The sequence below is a fragment of the Vibrio vulnificus NBRC 15645 = ATCC 27562 genome, assembly GCF_002224265.1.
GTDB lineage: Bacteria > Pseudomonadota > Gammaproteobacteria > Enterobacterales > Vibrionaceae > Vibrio > Vibrio vulnificus.
This window is the reverse complement of sequence record NZ_CP012881.1, coordinates 1386424-1405507: the sequence shown is the minus strand read 5'-3', so window position 1 is coordinate 1405507 and position 19084 is coordinate 1386424. Positions and strand designations below refer to the sequence as shown.

Annotated in this window: 7 protein-coding genes, 4 tRNA genes, 6 rRNA genes and 2 pseudogenes; 16 read left to right on the top strand and 3 right to left on the bottom strand. The window is 48.2% G+C overall.

Annotation, left to right across the window (positions count from 1 at the left end; all coding sequences use genetic code 11):
- Positions 1–12: 12 nt before the first annotated feature.
- From fre to AOT11_RS06425, 11 genes are all read left to right on the top strand, one after another.
- On the top strand, positions 13–726 hold the full coding sequence (fre, locus tag AOT11_RS06480) for an NAD(P)H-flavin reductase (protein ID WP_017420170.1): 714 nt from the start codon (positions 13–15) through the stop codon (positions 724–726).
- A 462-nt stretch (positions 727–1188) separates the two neighbouring features.
- A 16S ribosomal RNA gene (locus AOT11_RS06470) occupies positions 1189–2731 on the top strand.
- A gap of 62 nt (positions 2732–2793) precedes the next feature.
- A tRNA-Ile gene (locus AOT11_RS06465) sits at positions 2794–2870 on the top strand.
- Between the two features lie 9 nt (positions 2871–2879).
- A tRNA-Ala gene (locus tag AOT11_RS06460) sits at positions 2880–2955 on the top strand.
- Between the two features lie 282 nt (positions 2956–3237).
- Positions 3238–6125: ribosomal RNA gene (locus AOT11_RS06455) — 23S ribosomal RNA — on the top strand.
- 89 nt (positions 6126–6214) lie between these two features.
- Positions 6215–6330, top strand: a 5S ribosomal RNA gene (rrf, locus tag AOT11_RS06450).
- A 293-nt stretch (positions 6331–6623) separates the two neighbouring features.
- Positions 6624–8166: ribosomal RNA gene (locus AOT11_RS06445) — 16S ribosomal RNA — on the top strand.
- Positions 8167–8233: 67 nt separating this feature from the next.
- Positions 8234–8308 (top strand) — tRNA-Glu (locus AOT11_RS06440).
- 279 nt (positions 8309–8587) lie between these two features.
- Positions 8588–11474, top strand: a 23S ribosomal RNA gene (locus tag AOT11_RS06435).
- A gap of 89 nt (positions 11475–11563) precedes the next feature.
- A 5S ribosomal RNA gene (gene rrf, locus AOT11_RS06430) occupies positions 11564–11679 on the top strand.
- Together the 16S, 23S and 5S rRNA genes with 4 tRNA genes alongside form the textbook arrangement of a ribosomal RNA operon.
- Positions 11680–11709: 30 nt before the next feature.
- Positions 11710–11786: transfer RNA gene (locus tag AOT11_RS06425), tRNA-Asp, on the top strand.
- A 109-nt stretch (positions 11787–11895) separates the two neighbouring features.
- Here AOT11_RS06425 and AOT11_RS24235 read toward each other — a convergent pair.
- Together AOT11_RS24235 and AOT11_RS24230 are read right to left on the bottom strand one after the other, a co-directional pair.
- Positions 11896–12102: pseudogene (locus AOT11_RS24235) on the bottom strand (transposase); the annotation flags it as partial.
- A 22-nt stretch (positions 12103–12124) separates the two neighbouring features.
- A pseudogene (locus AOT11_RS24230) lies at positions 12125–12295 on the bottom strand (helix-turn-helix domain-containing protein); the annotation flags it as partial.
- Between the two features lie 243 nt (positions 12296–12538).
- Here AOT11_RS24230 and AOT11_RS06415 point away from each other — a divergent pair.
- On the top strand, positions 12539–13366 hold the full coding sequence (locus AOT11_RS06415; protein WP_017420530.1) for an HDOD domain-containing protein: 828 nt from the start codon (positions 12539–12541) through the stop codon (positions 13364–13366).
- 17 nt (positions 13367–13383) lie between these two features.
- On the opposite strand, the gene AOT11_RS06410 is transcribed toward AOT11_RS06415, so the two are convergent.
- Positions 13384–14292, bottom strand: a complete 909-nt coding sequence (locus AOT11_RS06410; protein ID WP_017420529.1) for a DMT family transporter — start codon at positions 14290–14292, stop codon at positions 13384–13386.
- Between the two features lie 131 nt (positions 14293–14423).
- Here AOT11_RS06410 and rmuC point away from each other — a divergent pair, with 131 nt between their 5' ends.
- From rmuC to ubiB, 4 genes are read left to right on the top strand one after another with little or no spacing between them, the layout of a single operon-like run.
- Positions 14424–16010 (top strand): DNA recombination protein RmuC, encoded by a 1587-nt coding sequence (gene rmuC, locus AOT11_RS06405; RefSeq protein ID WP_026050263.1) that lies wholly within the window; start codon positions 14424–14426, stop codon positions 16008–16010.
- Positions 16010–16792 (top strand): bifunctional demethylmenaquinone methyltransferase/2-methoxy-6-polyprenyl-1,4-benzoquinol methylase UbiE, encoded by a 783-nt coding sequence (ubiE, locus tag AOT11_RS06400; RefSeq protein ID WP_011078975.1) that lies wholly within the window; start codon positions 16010–16012, stop codon positions 16790–16792. Before rmuC ends, ubiE begins: the two co-directional genes overlap by 1 nt.
- 8 nt (positions 16793–16800) lie before the next feature.
- Complete coding sequence (locus AOT11_RS06395; protein WP_017420527.1) at positions 16801–17406, top strand: ubiquinone biosynthesis accessory factor UbiJ; 606 nt, start codon at positions 16801–16803, stop codon at positions 17404–17406.
- A complete protein-coding gene (gene ubiB / locus AOT11_RS06390; protein ID WP_017420526.1) occupies positions 17403–19037 on the top strand; it encodes a ubiquinone biosynthesis regulatory protein kinase UbiB in 1635 nt (544 codons plus the stop codon). The genes AOT11_RS06395 and ubiB overlap by 4 nt, the downstream gene beginning before the upstream one ends.
- The last annotated feature ends 47 nt before the right edge of the window (positions 19038–19084 follow it).

Here is a 19084-nt window from a genome sequence, read left to right as displayed (position 1 = left end):
CAGAGGAATACCATGACAATTCAATGTAAAGTAAAGTCGATTAAGCCACTAGCCAGCAACACTTACCAGATCCTATTGCATCCTGAAAACCCAGTCTCCTTCAAGGCAGGTCAATATCTCATGGTGGTGATGGGTGAGAAAGACAAGCGCCCATTTTCCATTGCCAGTAGCCCTTGTCGTCATCAAGGGGAGTTAGAGTTACACATCGGTGCTGCCGAGCATAATGCCTATGCACTTGAAGTGGTGGAAGTGATGCAAAATGCATTGGATAACGATAGCTATATTGATATCGACGCCCCGCATGGCGATGCGTGGATTCGTGAAGAGAGCGAAAGACCGATGTTACTTATTGCGGGTGGAACGGGTTTTAGTTATGTACGTTCTATTCTCGATCACTGCATCGCGCAGAATAAGCCAAACCCAATTTATCTTTACTGGGGTGCTAGGGATTATTCACAACTTTACGCGAGCGAAGAGTTGGCTTTGATTGCCAATCAAAGTGCGAATGTGCATTTTATTCCCGTCGTGGAAGAGTCTCCTGCGAGTTGGCAGGGAAAAGTGGGTAATGTATTACAAGCCATCCACGAGGATTTTAGTAGTTTGGAGAACTATGACATTTACATCGCTGGTCGATTTGAGATGGCTGGCTTAGCAAGAGAGCAATTTACACAGCAAAAACAAGCTAAACGTGAAAGAATGTTTGCTGATGCATACGCCTTTATTTAAGTTAGTCCTATCATTTACCCCATCTTATTAGTCGCAAAAGGGGGTGTTTTGCTCTCTTTTGCGCCATATCGTTGTCTTTGTAATCAAACGAACGCTTTTGGTGACTTTTTTTCAAATTAGGGGTTGCCAAAGAAACTGCCTTCCCTATAATGCGCATCCACCGACACGGCAGACGGCGTAAGGCCTCAGCAACGTCGGGTGAGGTAAAAGCTTCTGAGAAAATAAATTTGAAAAAGTGTTTGACTCTTCAAATTAACTCGCTAGAATGCACCTCCGCTTTGAGAGAAAAACTTCTCGAAAAGCAAGCTCTTTAACAATATAAACCTATCAATCTGTGTGGGCACTCGTTGATGATAATCCAAAAGATTTATCAATGAACTGAGTGACCAAAACGATACTAAGTATCGGCACAGTCAATTTATTCAGTATTCATTGAGCCGAAGCGAAAGCTTCAAAAACTTTTAATTGAAGAGTTTGATCATGGCTCAGATTGAACGCTGGCGGCAGGCCTAACACATGCAAGTCGAGCGGCAGCACAGAGAAACTTGTTTCTCGGGTGGCGAGCGGCGGACGGGTGAGTAATGCCTGGGAAATTGCCCTGATGTGGGGGATAACCATTGGAAACGATGGCTAATACCGCATGATAGCTTCGGCTCAAAGAGGGGGACCTTCGGGCCTCTCGCGTCAGGATATGCCCAGGTGGGATTAGCTAGTTGGTGAGGTAAGGGCTCACCAAGGCGACGATCCCTAGCTGGTCTGAGAGGATGATCAGCCACACTGGAACTGAGACACGGTCCAGACTCCTACGGGAGGCAGCAGTGGGGAATATTGCACAATGGGCGCAAGCCTGATGCAGCCATGCCGCGTGTGTGAAGAAGGCCTTCGGGTTGTAAAGCACTTTCAGTCGTGAGGAAGGTGGTAGTGTTAATAGCACTATCATTTGACGTTAGCGACAGAAGAAGCACCGGCTAACTCCGTGCCAGCAGCCGCGGTAATACGGAGGGTGCGAGCGTTAATCGGAATTACTGGGCGTAAAGCGCATGCAGGTGGTTTGTTAAGTCAGATGTGAAAGCCCGGGGCTCAACCTCGGAACTGCATTTGAAACTGGCAGACTAGAGTACTGTAGAGGGGGGTAGAATTTCAGGTGTAGCGGTGAAATGCGTAGAGATCTGAAGGAATACCGGTGGCGAAGGCGGCCCCCTGGACAGATACTGACACTCAGATGCGAAAGCGTGGGGAGCAAACAGGATTAGATACCCTGGTAGTCCACGCTGTAAACGATGTCTACTTGGAGGTTGTGGCCTTGAGCCGTGGCTTTCGGAGCTAACGCGTTAAGTAGACCGCCTGGGGAGTACGGTCGCAAGATTAAAACTCAAATGAATTGACGGGGGCCCGCACAAGCGGTGGAGCATGTGGTTTAATTCGATGCAACGCGAAGAACCTTACCTACTCTTGACATCCAGAGAATCTAGCGGAGACGCTGGAGTGCCTTCGGGAACTCTGAGACAGGTGCTGCATGGCTGTCGTCAGCTCGTGTTGTGAAATGTTGGGTTAAGTCCCGCAACGAGCGCAACCCTTATCCTTGTTTGCCAGCGAGTAATGTCGGGAACTCCAGGGAGACTGCCGGTGATAAACCGGAGGAAGGTGGGGACGACGTCAAGTCATCATGGCCCTTACGAGTAGGGCTACACACGTGCTACAATGGCGCATACAGAGGGCGGCCAACTTGCGAAAGTGAGCGAATCCCAAAAAGTGCGTCGTAGTCCGGATTGGAGTCTGCAACTCGACTCCATGAAGTCGGAATCGCTAGTAATCGTGGATCAGAATGCCACGGTGAATACGTTCCCGGGCCTTGTACACACCGCCCGTCACACCATGGGAGTGGGCTGCAAAAGAAGTGGGTAGTTTAACCTTCGGGAGGACGCTCACCACTTTGTGGTTCATGACTGGGGTGAAGTCGTAACAAGGTAGCGCTAGGGGAACCTGGCGCTGGATCACCTCCTTATACGATGATTATTGCGATGAGTGTTCACACAGATTGATACGGTTTAGATTAGAGCATCTAGTGGGTCTGTAGCTCAGGTGGTTAGAGCGTACGCCTGATAAGCGTAAGGTCGGTGGTTCGAGTCCACTCAGACCCACCACTCAACGATGGGGTTATAGCTCAGCTGGGAGAGCGCCTGCCTTGCACGCAGGAGGTCTGCGGTTCGATCCCGCATAGCTCCACCATCTTTAAGGGTTTTTCCTTAAGAATCTTTAAAAATGGTTTTCATTAGAAAATCTGCTCTTTAACAATTTGGAAAGCTGACAAAACAACAATTTATTGTTGTTTGTAAAGTTCTCAATGTTTGTCTTTAAGACAAACACCAACAAACACATTCAAGTGTTCTTGGGAATGTCACTTTTAAGTGACTATTCGAAATTGAGTCCGGCAAAATCAACGCTATCTCGCTCATTCAAATAATGAGATAGCAACTTTGGTTGTTTAACAAAGACCCTTTGGGGTTGTATGGTTAAGTGACTAAGCGTACACGGTGGATGCCTTGGCAGTCAGAGGCGATGAAGGACGTAGTAACTTGCGATAAGCGTAGATGAGGCAGTAACAGCCACTTGAGTCTACGATTTCCGAATGGGGAAACCCACTGGCATAAGCCAGTATCATTGAGTGAATACATAGCTCAATGAAGCGAACCGGGAGAACTGAAACATCTAAGTACCCCGAGGAAAAGAAATCAACCGAGATTCCGAAAGTAGCGGCGAGCGAAATTGGATTAGCCCTTAAGCTTTACATGTGTTAGACGAACGGTCTGGAAAGTCCGACGATACAGGGTGATAGTCCCGTAGTTGACGATGCATGTTCAGTGAAATCGAGTAGGGCGGGACACGTGTTATCCTGTCTGAATATGGGGGGACCATCCTCCAAGGCTAAATACTCCTGACTGACCGATAGTGAACCAGTACCGTGAGGGAAAGGCGAAAAGAACCCCTGTGAGGGGAGTGAAATAGAACCTGAAACCGTGTACGTACAAGCAGTAGGAGCACCTTCGTGGTGTGACTGCGTACCTTTTGTATAATGGGTCAGCGACTTATATTCAGTGGCAAGGTTAACCATCTAGGGGAGCCGTAGGGAAACCGAGTCTTAACTGGGCGCCATAGTCTCTGGATATAGACCCGAAACCGAGTGATCTAGCCATGGGCAGGTTGAAGGTTGAGTAACATCAACTGGAGGACCGAACCGACTAATGTTGAAAAATTAGCGGATGACTTGTGGCTAGGGGTGAAAGGCCAATCAAACTCGGAGATAGCTGGTTCTCCCCGAAAGCTATTTAGGTAGCGCCTCGGACGAATACTACTGGGGGTAGAGCACTGTTAAGGCTAGGGGGTCATCCCGACTTACCAACCCTTTGCAAACTCCGAATACCAGTAAGTACTATCCGGGAGACACACGGCGGGTGCTAACGTCCGTCGTGGAGAGGGAAACAACCCAGACCGCCAGCTAAGGTCCCAAATTACAGCTAAGTGGGAAACGATGTGGGAAGGCTTAGACAGCTAGGATGTTGGCTTAGAAGCAGCCATCATTTAAAGAAAGCGTAATAGCTCACTAGTCGAGTCGGCCTGCGCGGAAGATGTAACGGGGCTAAGTTGTAAACCGAAGCTGCGGCAATGTTCTATGAACATTGGGTAGGGGAGCGTTCTGTAAGCCGTTGAAGGTGTGTTGTAAAGCATGCTGGAGGTATCAGAAGTGCGAATGCTGACATGAGTAACGACAAGGGGGGTGAAAAACCTCCCCGCCGGAAGACCAAGGGTTCCTGTCCAACGTTAATCGGGGCAGGGTAAGTCGACCCCTAAGGCGAGGCTGAAAAGCGTAGTCGATGGGAAACGGGTTAATATTCCCGTACTTCTTACAATTGCGATGGGGGGACGGAGAAGGCTAGGTGGGCCTGGCGACGGTTGTCCAGGTTCAAGTGCGTAGGCTGAGTGTTTAGGTAAATCCGGACACTCTTAAGGCTGAGACACGACGTCGAGCTACTACGGTAGTGAAGTCATTGATGCCATGCTTCCAGGAAAAGCCTCTAAGCTTCAGATTGTAAGGAATCGTACCCCAAACCGACACAGGTGGTCGGGTAGAGAATACCAAGGCGCTTGAGAGAACTCGGGTGAAGGAACTAGGCAAAATGGTACCGTAACTTCGGGAGAAGGTACGCTCTTGATGGTGAAGTCCCTTGCGGATGGAGCTGACGAGAGTCGCAGATACCAGGTGGCTGCAACTGTTTATTAAAAACACAGCACTGTGCAAAATCGTAAGATGACGTATACGGTGTGACGCCTGCCCGGTGCCGGAAGGTTAATTGATGGGGTTAGCGTAAGCGAAGCTCTTGATCGAAGCCCCGGTAAACGGCGGCCGTAACTATAACGGTCCTAAGGTAGCGAAATTCCTTGTCGGGTAAGTTCCGACCTGCACGAATGGCGTAATGATGGCCACGCTGTCTCCACCCGAGACTCAGTGAAATTGAAATCGCTGTGAAGATGCAGTGTACCCGCGGCTAGACGGAAAGACCCCGTGAACCTTTACTACAGCTTGGCACTGAACATTGAACCTACATGTGTAGGATAGGTGGGAGGCTTTGAAGACGTGACGCCAGTTGCGTTGGAGCCGTCCTTGAAATACCACCCTTGTATGTTTGATGTTCTAACGTTGGCCCCTAATCGGGGTTGCGGACAGTGCCTGGTGGGTAGTTTGACTGGGGCGGTCTCCTCCCAAAGAGTAACGGAGGAGCACGAAGGTGGGCTAATCACGGTTGGACATCGTGAGGTTAGTGCAATGGCATAAGCCCGCTTAACTGCGAGAATGACGGTTCGAGCAGGTGCGAAAGCAGGTCATAGTGATCCGGTGGTTCTGAATGGAAGGGCCATCGCTCAACGGATAAAAGGTACTCCGGGGATAACAGGCTGATACCGCCCAAGAGTTCATATCGACGGCGGTGTTTGGCACCTCGATGTCGGCTCATCACATCCTGGGGCTGAAGTCGGTCCCAAGGGTATGGCTGTTCGCCATTTAAAGTGGTACGCGAGCTGGGTTTAGAACGTCGTGAGACAGTTCGGTCCCTATCTGCCGTGGGCGTTGGAAGATTGAAGGGGGCTGCTCCTAGTACGAGAGGACCGGAGTGGACGAACCTCTGGTGTTCGGGTTGTGTCGCCAGACGCATTGCCCGGTAGCTAAGTTCGGAATCGATAACCGCTGAAAGCATCTAAGCGGGAAGCGAGCCCTGAGATGAGTCTTCCCTGATACTTTAAGTATCCTAAAGGGTTGTTCGAGACTAGAACGTTGATAGGCAGGGTGTGTAAGCGCTGTGAGGCGTTGAGCTAACCTGTACTAATTGCCCGTGAGGCTTAACCATACAACACCCAAAGGGTTTTGATGGACTCAAAGCAAGAACGAATTGAATGTGTAGAGAACGCAGACAGCTTTCCGAATTTTAAGAATTTGCTTGGCGACCATAGCGTTTTGGACCCACCTGAACCCATTCCGAACTCAGAAGTGAAACGAAATAGCGTCGATGGTAGTGTGGGGTTTCCCCATGTGAGAGTAGAACATCGCCAGGCTTTTAATTCGACTTGTCTTTAATTAGACGAGTCACCATAAAGTTTTAAGCAAAAAGCTTAGAGTTTTATGTTGACTTACAGAGTCAATCGCGTATTATACGCACCTCGCTTAAGTGCTAAGGCGCTGAAAGCAAAGCTCTTTAACAATATAAACCTATCAATCTGTGTGGGCACTCGTTGATGATAATCCAAAAGATTTATCAATGAACTGAGTGACCAAAACGATACTAAGTATCGGCACAGTCAATTTATTCAGTATTCATTGAGCCGAAGCGAAAGCTTCAAAAAACTTTTAATTGAAGAGTTTGATCATGGCTCAGATTGAACGCTGGCGGCAGGCCTAACACATGCAAGTCGAGCGGCAGCACAGAGAAACTTGTTTCTCGGGTGGCGAGCGGCGGACGGGTGAGTAATGCCTGGGAAATTGCCCTGATGTGGGGGATAACCATTGGAAACGATGGCTAATACCGCATGATAGCTTCGGCTCAAAGAGGGGGACCTTCGGGCCTCTCGCGTCAGGATATGCCCAGGTGGGATTAGCTAGTTGGTGAGGTAAGGGCTCACCAAGGCGACGATCCCTAGCTGGTCTGAGAGGATGATCAGCCACACTGGAACTGAGACACGGTCCAGACTCCTACGGGAGGCAGCAGTGGGGAATATTGCACAATGGGCGCAAGCCTGATGCAGCCATGCCGCGTGTGTGAAGAAGGCCTTCGGGTTGTAAAGCACTTTCAGTCGTGAGGAAGGTGGTAGTGTTAATAGCACTATCATTTGACGTTAGCGACAGAAGAAGCACCGGCTAACTCCGTGCCAGCAGCCGCGGTAATACGGAGGGTGCGAGCGTTAATCGGAATTACTGGGCGTAAAGCGCATGCAGGTGGTTTGTTAAGTCAGATGTGAAAGCCCGGGGCTCAACCTCGGAACTGCATTTGAAACTGGCAGACTAGAGTACTGTAGAGGGGGGTAGAATTTCAGGTGTAGCGGTGAAATGCGTAGAGATCTGAAGGAATACCGGTGGCGAAGGCGGCCCCCTGGACAGATACTGACACTCAGATGCGAAAGCGTGGGGAGCAAACAGGATTAGATACCCTGGTAGTCCACGCTGTAAACGATGTCTACTTGGAGGTTGTGGCCTTGAGCCGTGGCTTTCGGAGCTAACGCGTTAAGTAGACCGCCTGGGGAGTACGGTCGCAAGATTAAAACTCAAATGAATTGACGGGGGCCCGCACAAGCGGTGGAGCATGTGGTTTAATTCGATGCAACGCGAAGAACCTTACCTACTCTTGACATCCAGAGAATCTAGCGGAGACGCTGGAGTGCCTTCGGGAACTCTGAGACAGGTGCTGCATGGCTGTCGTCAGCTCGTGTTGTGAAATGTTGGGTTAAGTCCCGCAACGAGCGCAACCCTTATCCTTGTTTGCCAGCGAGTAATGTCGGGAACTCCAGGGAGACTGCCGGTGATAAACCGGAGGAAGGTGGGGACGACGTCAAGTCATCATGGCCCTTACGAGTAGGGCTACACACGTGCTACAATGGCGCATACAGAGGGCGGCCAACTTGCGAAAGTGAGCGAATCCCAAAAAGTGCGTCGTAGTCCGGATTGGAGTCTGCAACTCGACTCCATGAAGTCGGAATCGCTAGTAATCGTGGATCAGAATGCCACGGTGAATACGTTCCCGGGCCTTGTACACACCGCCCGTCACACCATGGGAGTGGGCTGCAAAAGAAGTGGGTAGTTTAACCTTCGGGAGGACGCTCACCACTTTGTGGTTCATGACTGGGGTGAAGTCGTAACAAGGTAGCGCTAGGGGAACCTGGCGCTGGATCACCTCCTTATACGATGATTATTGCGATGAGTGTTCACACAGATTGATATGGTTTAGAAAGTTTAGAGTATCTTAGTGTCCCGTTCGTCTAGAGGCCTAGGACACCGCCCTTTCACGGCGGTAACAGGGGTTCGACTCCCCTACGGATACCATCTTTAAGCATTCTTACGAGTGTGTTTAAACATGGTTTTCATTAGAAAATCTGCTCTTTAACAATTTGGAAAGCTGACAAAACAACAATTTATTGTTGTTTGTAAAGTTCTCAATGTTTGTCTTTAAGACAAACACCAACAAACACATTCAAGTGTTCTTGGGAATGTCACTTTTAGTGACTATTCGAAATTGAGTCCGGCAAAATCAACGCTATCTCGCTCATTCAAATAATGAGATAGCAACTTTGGTTGTTTAACAAAGACCCTTTGGGGTTGTATGGTTAAGTGACTAAGCGTACACGGTGGATGCCTTGGCAGTCAGAGGCGATGAAGGACGTAGTAACTTGCGATAAGCGTAGATGAGGCAGTAACAGCCACTTGAGTCTACGATTTCCGAATGGGGAAACCCACTGGCATAAGCCAGTATCATTGAGTGAATACATAGCTCAATGAAGCGAACCGGGAGAACTGAAACATCTAAGTACCCCGAGGAAAAGAAATCAACCGAGATTCCGAAAGTAGCGGCGAGCGAAATTGGATTAGCCCTTAAGCTTTACATGTGTTAGACGAACGGTCTGGAAAGTCCGACGATACAGGGTGATAGTCCCGTAGTTGTAGATGCATGTTCAGTGAAATCGAGTAGGGCGGGACACGTGTTATCCTGTCTGAATATGGGGGACCATCCTCCAAGGCTAAATACTCCTGACTGACCGATAGTGAACCAGTACCGTGAGGGAAAGGCGAAAAGAACCCCTGTGAGGGGAGTGAAATAGAACCTGAAACCGTGTACGTACAAGCAGTAGGAGCACCTTCGTGGTGTGACTGCGTACCTTTTGTATAATGGGTCAGCGACTTATATTCAGTGGCAAGGTTAACCATCTAGGGGAGCCGTAGGGAAACCGAGTCTTAACTGGGCGCCATAGTCTCTGGATATAGACCCGAAACCGAGTGATCTAGCCATGGGCAGGTTGAAGGTTGAGTAACATCAACTGGAGGACCGAACCGACTAATGTTGAAAAATTAGCGGATGACTTGTGGCTAGGGGTGAAAGGCCAATCAAACTCGGAGATAGCTGGTTCTCCCCGAAAGCTATTTAGGTAGCGCCTCGGACGAATACTACTGGGGGTAGAGCACTGTTAAGGCTAGGGGGTCATCCCGACTTACCAACCCTTTGCAAACTCCGAATACCAGTAAGTACTATCCGGGAGACACACGGCGGGTGCTAACGTCCGTCGTGGAGAGGGAAACAACCCAGACCGCCAGCTAAGGTCCCAAATTACAGCTAAGTGGGAAACGATGTGGGAAGGCTTAGACAGCTAGGATGTTGGCTTAGAAGCAGCCATCATTTAAAGAAAGCGTAATAGCTCACTAGTCGAGTCGGCCTGCGCGGAAGATGTAACGGGGCTAAGTTGTAAACCGAAGCTGCGGCAATGTTCTATGAACATTGGGTAGGGGAGCGTTCTGTAAGCCGTTGAAGGTGTGTTGTAAAGCATGCTGGAGGTATCAGAAGTGCGAATGCTGACATGAGTAACGACAAGGGGGGTGAAAAACCTCCCCGCCGGAAGACCAAGGGTTCCTGTCCAACGTTAATCGGGGCAGGGTAAGTCGACCCCTAAGGCGAGGCTGAAAAGCGTAGTCGATGGGAAACGGGTTAATATTCCCGTACTTCTTACAATTGCGATGGGGGGACGGAGAAGGCTAGGTGGGCCTGGCGACGGTTGTCCAGGTTCAAGTGCGTAGGCTGAGTGTTTAGGTAAATCCGGATACTCTTAAGGCTGAGACACGACGTCGAGCTACTACGGTAGTGAAGTCATTGATGCCATGCTTCCAGGAAAAGCCTCTAAGCTTCAGATTGTAAGGAATCGTACCCCAAACCGACACAGGTGGTCGGGTAGAGAATACCAAGGCGCTTGAGAGAACTCGGGTGAAGGAACTAGGCAAAATGGTACCGTAACTTCGGGAGAAGGTACGCTCTTGATGGTGAAGTCCCTTGCGGATGGAGCTGACGAGAGTCGCAGATACCAGGTGGCTGCAACTGTTTATTAAAAACACAGCACTGTGCAAAATCGTAAGATGACGTATACGGTGTGACGCCTGCCCGGTGCCGGAAGGTTAATTGATGGGGTTAGCGTAAGCGAAGCTCTTGATCGAAGCCCCGGTAAACGGCGGCCGTAACTATAACGGTCCTAAGGTAGCGAAATTCCTTGTCGGGTAAGTTCCGACCTGCACGAATGGCGTAATGATGGCCACGCTGTCTCCACCCGAGACTCAGTGAAATTGAAATCGCTGTGAAGATGCAGTGTACCCGCGGCTAGACGGAAAGACCCCGTGAACCTTTACTACAGCTTGGCACTGAACATTGAACCTACATGTGTAGGATAGGTGGGAGGCTTTGAAGACGTGACGCCAGTTGCGTTGGAGCCGTCCTTGAAATACCACCCTTGTATGTTTGATGTTCTAACGTTGGCCCCTAATCGGGGTTGCGGACAGTGCCTGGTGGGTAGTTTGACTGGGGCGGTCTCCTCCCAAAGAGTAACGGAGGAGCACGAAGGTGGGCTAATCACGGTTGGACATCGTGAGGTTAGTGCAATGGCATAAGCCCGCTTAACTGCGAGAATGACGGTTCGAGCAGGTGCGAAAGCAGGTCATAGTGATCCGGTGGTTCTGAATGGAAGGGCCATCGCTCAACGGATAAAAGGTACTCCGGGGATAACAGGCTGATACCGCCCAAGAGTTCATATCGACGGCGGTGTTTGGCACCTCGATGTCGGCTCATCACATCCTGGGGCTGAAGTCGGTCCCAAGGGTATGGCTGTTCGCCATTTAAAGTGGTACGCGAGCTGGGTTTAGAACGTCGTGAGACAGTTCGGTCCCTATCTGCCGTGGGCGTTGGAAGATTGAAGGGGGCTGCTCCTAGTACGAGAGGACCGGAGTGGACGAACCTCTGGTGTTCGGGTTGTGTCGCCAGACGCATTGCCCGGTAGCTAAGTTCGGAATCGATAACCGCTGAAAGCATCTAAGCGGGAAGCGAGCCCTGAGATGAGTCTTCCCTGATACTTTAAGTATCCTAAAGGGTTGTTCGAGACTAGAACGTTGATAGGCAGGGTGTGTAAGCGCTGTGAGGCGTTGAGCTAACCTGTACTAATTGCCCGTGAGGCTTAACCATACAACACCCAAAGGGTTTTGATGGACTCAAAGCAAGAACGAATTGAATGTGTAGAGAACGCAGACAGCTTTCCGAATTTTAAGAATTTGCTTGGCGACCATAGCGTTTTGGACCCACCTGAACCCATTCCGAACTCAGAAGTGAAACGAAATAGCGTCGATGGTAGTGTGGGGTTTCCCCATGTGAGAGTAGAACATCGCCAGGCTTTTAATTTAGACTTAGGTCTAACCAGTGCGGAGCGGTAGTTCAGTTGGTTAGAATACCGGCCTGTCACGCCGGGGGTCGCGGGTTCGAGTCCCGTCCGCTCCGCCACTTATTTAGAAACCCAGTCTTCGGACTGGGTTTTGTCGTTTTCAGCGTGATGAATTTTTCTTTCAAGGGAATGCATCTTGCTCATGTCATACCAATCTGGAAAATTAACTGTCAGGTCTATCCATCTTCTCGAGCACATCTGTCTGACTCTGGCCGAACATTCCAAAAAACTCTTCCAAGCCCTACATGCTTTGGAGACAATGTCTTCGTAATCCGCAAAAGATGGATTGGCGAGATAGTGTTGTCTTAACCCACTCCACACTTGTTCTATCGGGTTTAGCTCTGGAGAATAGGGTGGGAGCTTGATGATACTGACTTAATTGTTCTCGCTGCTCCGCGTTAAGAAATGCTGGGAGACCCGTTCTTGGTTTTTCCTTCAGCCCTTCTAATCCTTCTTCAAGAAAAGTTTGAACCCATTTATTAACACTAGTTCGGCTTACCTTAAGAAACTTGGCGATTTGGGTTCGAGAGTGACCCTCTTTAAAGTGGGCCAATGCGAGTAATCGCATCTTCATTTGAATAGATTTTTGTTGGCTAGCAAGTTTTTTGAAATCAAGGTTATTGAGACTGTCCATAGCGTCATTTATCACGAAGAAGTAACAGCTTCAATTAGATCATATTTTTAGTTAGGTTGGTTTAAGGCTCCTAACTGACTTTCAATCAATACCAAAAACTAAATAGTGAACGAGGAGTCTATCTTGCTTAATGTGTCCTATATTAATTAAGTAACACGACAGTCTAAGGAGAGAGGTATGTCCCAAGAAGCTCTGATTTCACGTCTCAACGAATTACCTCGGATTGAGAGTGTGCTGCAAGAATTACTTGAGATGGTCAATCGAGATAATTTTGATTTTTCTGAGCTATCAAAAAAATTGGCGATGGATCAGGTACTCAGTGCCCGATTACTCAGAATGGCTAACTCGGCACATTTTGCCGGTAACAAACCTCTTTCCAACCTCAATGAAGCGGTTATTCGTGTTGGGAGTGGGGCTGTTCGTACTCTTGTTTCTTCTTCAATTCTCTACAGCGCGTTCCCCAAAATTGAAACATTGAATATCAAGGATTATTGGGCCAATACCTTTGAAGTTGCGATGATTGCGAGCAAATTAGCAGATCAAGCGAAGTTGGATGCCAATGAAGTCTTTACCACGGGTGTACTGCACAATATTGGAGAGTTGATGATTCACTCTTTGGTGCCTGAACAGGCGATAGAAATCAGCAATAAAATCGCTGAAGGGCAGTCCTCGTTAAGTGCACAAAGAGAGGTATTAGGCACGGATGCGACGGAACTTGGGGCGAAGCTAGCTGAAGCTTGGAAGTTTCCGCCAGAAATGAAAGATGCTATTGAAAACATCAATCATCCTGGCAAGGCTAAAATAGCCAAACGGTTAGCTTGCTTGCTCTACTTAGCAAGAGACATCAATAAGCGCTGGGATTCGATGTTAGAGGAAGAGGAAAAGCAACATTACTTGGCTGAACATCCTGCGGCAGCGGCGCTGGGCATTACTCCCGGACGTGCCTTTGTGATCGATCAAATCAGAGGGCAAGGAAGTGAAATGGCTTACAACATGTTTAGTTAGCGGTAAGCCAGTATCCGTTAAGAGCGATCCGCGGCAGTGAGCTTTTTTTTACCCCATTTGATCTGCTGAATAACGAGTCCTGCAATAATGAGCATCAAGCCAATGAGGGTTGTAGGGTGAATTTCCTCACCAATTATGGAGGAAAGTAGCATGAGAGAGATAAAAGGTGAGGCGAAAATGAGGTTGCTGATCCTTGCCGTGTTATTGGTTAGCTTCAGTGCAGATAGCCATAGGACAAAAGTCACTCCCATTTCAAACAGGCCAACATAAGTGACAGCAAGCCAGCCCTGCGTCGAAATCTGCCCCCATGACTGGCCTTCGATGGCCGTTAAAGCAATGGCAAAAGGAATAGCGACTAAGAAACCAAGCAAGACACCAACAATAGGATCGGCTTGGTTTTTAGTATTAAGGATCCAGTACCCAGCCCAAAGTAAAGTCGACGTGAGTGCTAGCGCTACGCCCACAGGGCTTTCAAATGATAGCCCTAATAAATCGCCCTTTGTGGCAATGACAATCACGCCAACGTAGCTGAATACACAGGCAACCCAATCTTGCTTACGAATTTTCTGCCCAAGAAACACGGCAGCCATTAGTGTCAGTGTGATGGCCCAGCTATAGTTGATCGCTTGTGCCTGAGAGGCAGGTAACAGATCGTAGGCTTTAAATAAAATGAGGTAGTAGGCTAATGGGTTGATCAGCCCTAGTAGTAAGTAATACCAAGGATTTGATAAGAAAGTAGTACTGATTTGTGTCAGTTTTCCTTGTAGGGCACAAATCGTGAGAAGGGCCATTGCAGAAACAACACTGGCCACGGTGAGCATTTGGATAGGGCTAAACTCAGCGAGCGTAAGTTTAAAGGCGGTCGCTACAGTAGACCATAACAATACAGCAGAAAGCCCGAATCCTAGGGCGCGACGCTCGTTCATAAATCCTCAAAATGATAGTCAGCAAGCAAAGCACCTAGTGTAAGCGAGGATTTTCTGTGCAACAAACTGGACATTTATCCAGTATGTAAATACCATTGAAACACGCATCTCTTTTCTTAGAACGCCTTATTATGCAATGGATTATAGATAACCAAGCTTCCCTTCTGCTGACCCTTTTTTCTTCGCTATCGACTGCAATTTTAGCCGCTTGGTGGCAGCGCCAGAAGCTAGAGGTGGTGAATCAGTTGTTGCAACAACAGCTAGAAAGTGAACAACGCTTATCTGCCAGTAAAATCGAACAACTGCAGCACGGAATGCAACAGCTTCAAACGGAGTTGGATGATTATGATCAGGAGCGCGATCAGGCGGCCTATGAGGTCAAACAAACCCATGGTAAGTTGATGGCCGCAATTGAGAAACTACGCTACTTCGATGCGGTAAAACAAGAGCGTCAACAATACTTTGATGAGTTAACGGCGCTAAGGGAACACAACGCAAAATTAGAGACACAACTGCGTGAGCAGCAGGTTCGTCATGAGCAACTGAATCAAGCTAATCAGGAGAAGCTGCAAATTCTGGAACAAGCAGAGGTACGCTTGAAACAGCAGTTTGAGCATCTTGCGAATCAACTTTTTGAAGAAAAAACCGCTAAGGTTGATCAACAAAACCGCCTCAGCTTAGAAGGACTATTATCCCCTTTAAAAGAGCAGTTAGAAGGCTTTAAGAAGCAGGTCAATGATAGTTTCAGTTATGAAGCCAAAGAACGTCATACGCTTGTGCATGAGTTGAAAAATTTACAACGCTTGAATGAGCAGATGACTCGTGAAGCTGTGAACCTTACGCAAGCGCTCAAAGGAGACAATAAGCAGCAAGGAAACTGGGGAGAAGTGGTGCTGGCGCGTGTGCTTGCGGAATCAGGATTACGCGAAGGGCATGAATATCAGACTCAGGTCAGTTTGCAAAATGAAGCGGGTAAACGCTATCAACCCGACGTGATCGTCTATTTACCTCAAGATAAGCAAGTGGTGATCGACTCCAAAATGACGTTGGTGGCCTATGAGCGCTATTTCCATGCGGAGTCGGACAGCGAGCGCGACATTGAGTTGTCCAATCACCTTGCTGCGATTCGTGCGCATATTAAAGGATTAAGTGTAAAAGATTATCACCAGCTCAAAGGTATTCACTCCTTGGACTATGTGCTGATGTTTATACCTGTCGAGCCCGCTTTCCAATTAGCAATACAAGCTGATCCGAGCCTGGTCAAAGATGCGATGGAACAAAATATTATCTTGGTGAGTCCAACCACATTACTGGTTGCTCTGAGAACCATTGATAACCTCTGGCGCAATGAGCGTCAGAGCCAGAACGCGAAGATCATTGCACAGCGAGCAAGTAAGCTATACGACAAGCTGCGCTTGTTTGTCGATGATATGCAAAACTTAGGCGGAGCGCTGGATAAAGCTAACCAAAGTTACCAAGGGGCAATGAACAAATTGGTGACCGGGCGAGGAAATGTCATTCGTCAGGCGGAAAGTTTCAAAGAGCTGGGTGTTGAAGTCAAACGCCCTATCTCGGCGGATTTAACTCAATTAGCACAAAATGACTCTTTAGTAGAAAGACATCCCGTTGAGGATAAAGTAAACTATTCGACCGCAGTCTTGGGCCAAGAAAACCATTTCGGCCCTCAATCGAACCGCACTGCCCAAGAGGAAAAATAATGACGGACATCAGCGTGCAATCGAATACAGCTTTAGAATCATCAGAAACCACGCATTTTGGTTTCACTACCGTAGCGAAAGAAGAAAAAGTCGCTAAGGTTGCTCAAGTATTTCATTCAGTCGCGGCCAAATACGACATTATGAACGACCTGATGTCAGGGGGAATTCATCGTTTGTGGAAGCGCTTTACCATCGATTGCAGTGGTGCTCGTCCTGGTCAGAGAGTATTAGATTTAGGTGGTGGCACAGGAGATTTGACTGCCAAGTTTTCCCGTATCGTCGGTGAAAAGGGTCATGTCATTCTCGCTGACATCAATAATTCTATGCTCAATGTCGGTCGTGACAAACTACGAGACAGCGGCATTGTCGGTAACGTTCATTACGTACAAGCGAATGCCGAGGAATTGCCATTTCCGGATGATTACTTTGACATTATTACCATCAGTTTCTGCCTACGTAACGTGACTGACAAAGATAAAGCGCTTCGCTCGATGTTCCGAGTGCTCAAGCCGGGTGGTCGTTTGTTGGTATTGGAATTTTCCAAACCTGTCTTTGATCCGTTATCTAAGGTGTATGACGCGTACTCTTTCCACCTATTACCGAAGATGGGTGAGTTAGTCGCGAACGATGCCGATAGCTACCGTTACTTGGCCGAATCGATTCGCATGCATCCTGATCAAGAGACCCTTAAGGGGATGATGCAAGAAGCAGGCTTTGAAAATACCTCATACTACAATTTGACGGGTGGCATTGTTGCCCTGCATCGTGGCTACAAGTTTTAGGAGCCTCCATGCCATTTGAACCACTCATTACCGCAGTGATTGAAACTAGCCTCAATGTGCTGGTAAAAGACAATCCGGATCTCGAAAAGCGTTTATTACGTTTAAAGGGGCAAGTGATCCAAGTTCATCTCCAAGAGGTGAACAAAACGTTGACGTTTATTTTTAGCCAACAGATTGATGTATTAGCCAATTATGAAGGCCAACCGGATTGTTATTTGTCGCTTAAATTAGCGGTGTTGCCTGATCTGAAAGAGCAGGCCAATATCACGAAGCTGATTAAGCAAGACAAGCTGATCCTTGAAGGGGACATTCAATTAGCGCAGAAGTTTGCTCAGCTCATCTCGGATGCAAAACCGGATGTGGAGGAATGGGTATCGCGTGTCACTGGGGATGTGGTCGCTCACTCTTTGGCTCAGGGTGTAAAGAATGTTGGTGGCTTTGTCGGCCGTCAAGCAAAAAAGCAACAGCATCATCTTGCTCAGGTGATTACCGAAGAATGGCGTCTGGCACCTGGACCATTGGAAGTGGCTTACTTCTGTGACCAAGTGGACGATGCCAAAAGTGATCTCGCCAGACTAGAAGCTCGTCTGCAAAAACTGTTGGAGAAAGCATGACCCCGACAGAGCTAAAGCGCCTTTATCGCATCATTAAAGTTCAGCTTGAATATGGTTTGGATGACCTATTGCCAGACCATCAACTTGCCAAAGCACCACGTTGGGTGCGCAAAAGCTTGTTTTGGCTTAAGAATCAGCATCCAGAAAAGCCGTTAGGGGATCGTCTACGTCTTGCCCTGCAAGAGCTAGGTCCTGTTTGGATTAAGTTTGGCCAGATGTTGTCTACTCGTCGCGATCTGTTTCCTCCTCACATTGCAGACCCGCTTGCACTGCTGCAAGATCAAGTCTCGCCTTTTGATGGTGCATTGGCGAAAGCGCAAATGGAGCAAGCGCTCGGTGGGCCTCTAGAAACTTGGTTTAGTGATTTTGACCTGGTTCCTTTAGCGTCGGCCTCCATTGCGCAGGTGCATACCGCCAAGCTGAAAACGACTAACCAAGAAGTGGTATTAAAGGTCATTCGCCCAGATATTCGTCCCATCATTGATGCAGATCTAAAACTGATGCGACGTATGGCGCGTATAGTCGCCAAAGCAATGCCTGAAGCACGTCGTCTTAAACCAATCGAAGTGGTTCGAGAGTATGAGAAAACCTTACTGGACGAGCTTGATTTGCGTCGCGAAGCGGCCAATGCGATACAGCTAAGACGCAATTTTACCGGCAGTGAAGAGTTATATGTTCCTGAAGTTTATCCGGACTTTAGTAATGAAACTGTCATGGTTTCTGAGCGAATATATGGCATCCAAGTCTCGGATATTGCAGGCTTGAAAGCGAATGGCACCAACATGAAGTTGTTGGCAGAAAGAGGGGTGAGTGTATTCTTTACCCAGGTTTTTCGCGACAGCTTCTTCCATGCAGACATGCATCCAGGGAACGTGTTTGTTAACCCTGAACATCCCGAGAACCCCCAATGGATTGGTTTGGATTGTGGCATTGTTGGCACATTAAATAGCGAAGATAAACGCTATTTAGCAGAAAACTTTTTGGCGTTTTTTAATCGTGACTATCGACGTGTAGCCGAGCTGCATGTGGACTCTGGCTGGGTACCAGCAGACACTAATATTGATGAATTTGAATTTGCGATTCGTATTGTTTGTGAGCCGATTTTTGCCAAACCGTTGTGTGAAATCTCCTTTGGTCATGTGCTATTGAACCTATTCAATACCGCAAGGCGATTCAATATGGAAGTTCAGCCACAACTGGTGTTATTGCAAAAAACCTTGCTGTATGTGGAAGGGTTAGGGCGCCAGCTTTACCCTCAACTTGATCTCTGGGAAACCGCAAAACCCTTCCTTGAAGAGTGGATGATGAATCAAGTTGGTCCTAAGGCGTTGATCAATGCAATAAAAGACCGCGCGCCTTATTGGGCGGAAAAATTACCTGAACTGCCGGAGTTGCTGTATGACAGCCTCAAACAGGGCAAAGCGATGAACCAGAGAATGGATCAGCTTTACCAAGGCTATCGAGCCAGCAAGCGCCAGCAGGCAACAGGAAAGTTTTTATTTGGTGTTGGGGCCACATTAGTCGTATGCTCGGCAATATTGGTGGACCACACTTATGAACAGCTTTCACTGGCGACGGCTATTGCAGGCGTCACATTTTGGCTGTTCAGTTGGCGAGCTTATCGTCGTTAGACGTTAAACTCTTGATCTAATTTTTGTTACAAAAGACCCGAGGTAAA

Excerpts from the sequence above, each read along its gene's own strand:
- fre (WP_017420170.1), top strand. The coding sequence starts at position 13 with ATGACAATTCAATGTAAAGTAAAGTCGATTAAGCCACTAGCCAGCAAC.
- AOT11_RS06415 (WP_017420530.1), top strand. The coding sequence starts at position 12,539 with ATGTCCCAAGAAGCTCTGATTTCACGTCTCAACGAATTACCTCGGATT.
- AOT11_RS06410 (WP_017420529.1), bottom strand. The coding sequence starts at position 14,292 with ATGAACGAGCGTCGCGCCCTAGGATTCGGGCTTTCTGCTGTATTGTTA.
- rmuC (WP_026050263.1), top strand. The coding sequence starts at position 14,424 with ATGCAATGGATTATAGATAACCAAGCTTCCCTTCTGCTGACCCTTTTT.
- ubiE (WP_011078975.1), top strand. The coding sequence starts at position 16,010 with ATGACGGACATCAGCGTGCAATCGAATACAGCTTTAGAATCATCAGAA.
- AOT11_RS06395 (WP_017420527.1), top strand. The coding sequence starts at position 16,801 with ATGCCATTTGAACCACTCATTACCGCAGTGATTGAAACTAGCCTCAAT.
- ubiB (WP_017420526.1), top strand. The coding sequence starts at position 17,403 with ATGACCCCGACAGAGCTAAAGCGCCTTTATCGCATCATTAAAGTTCAG.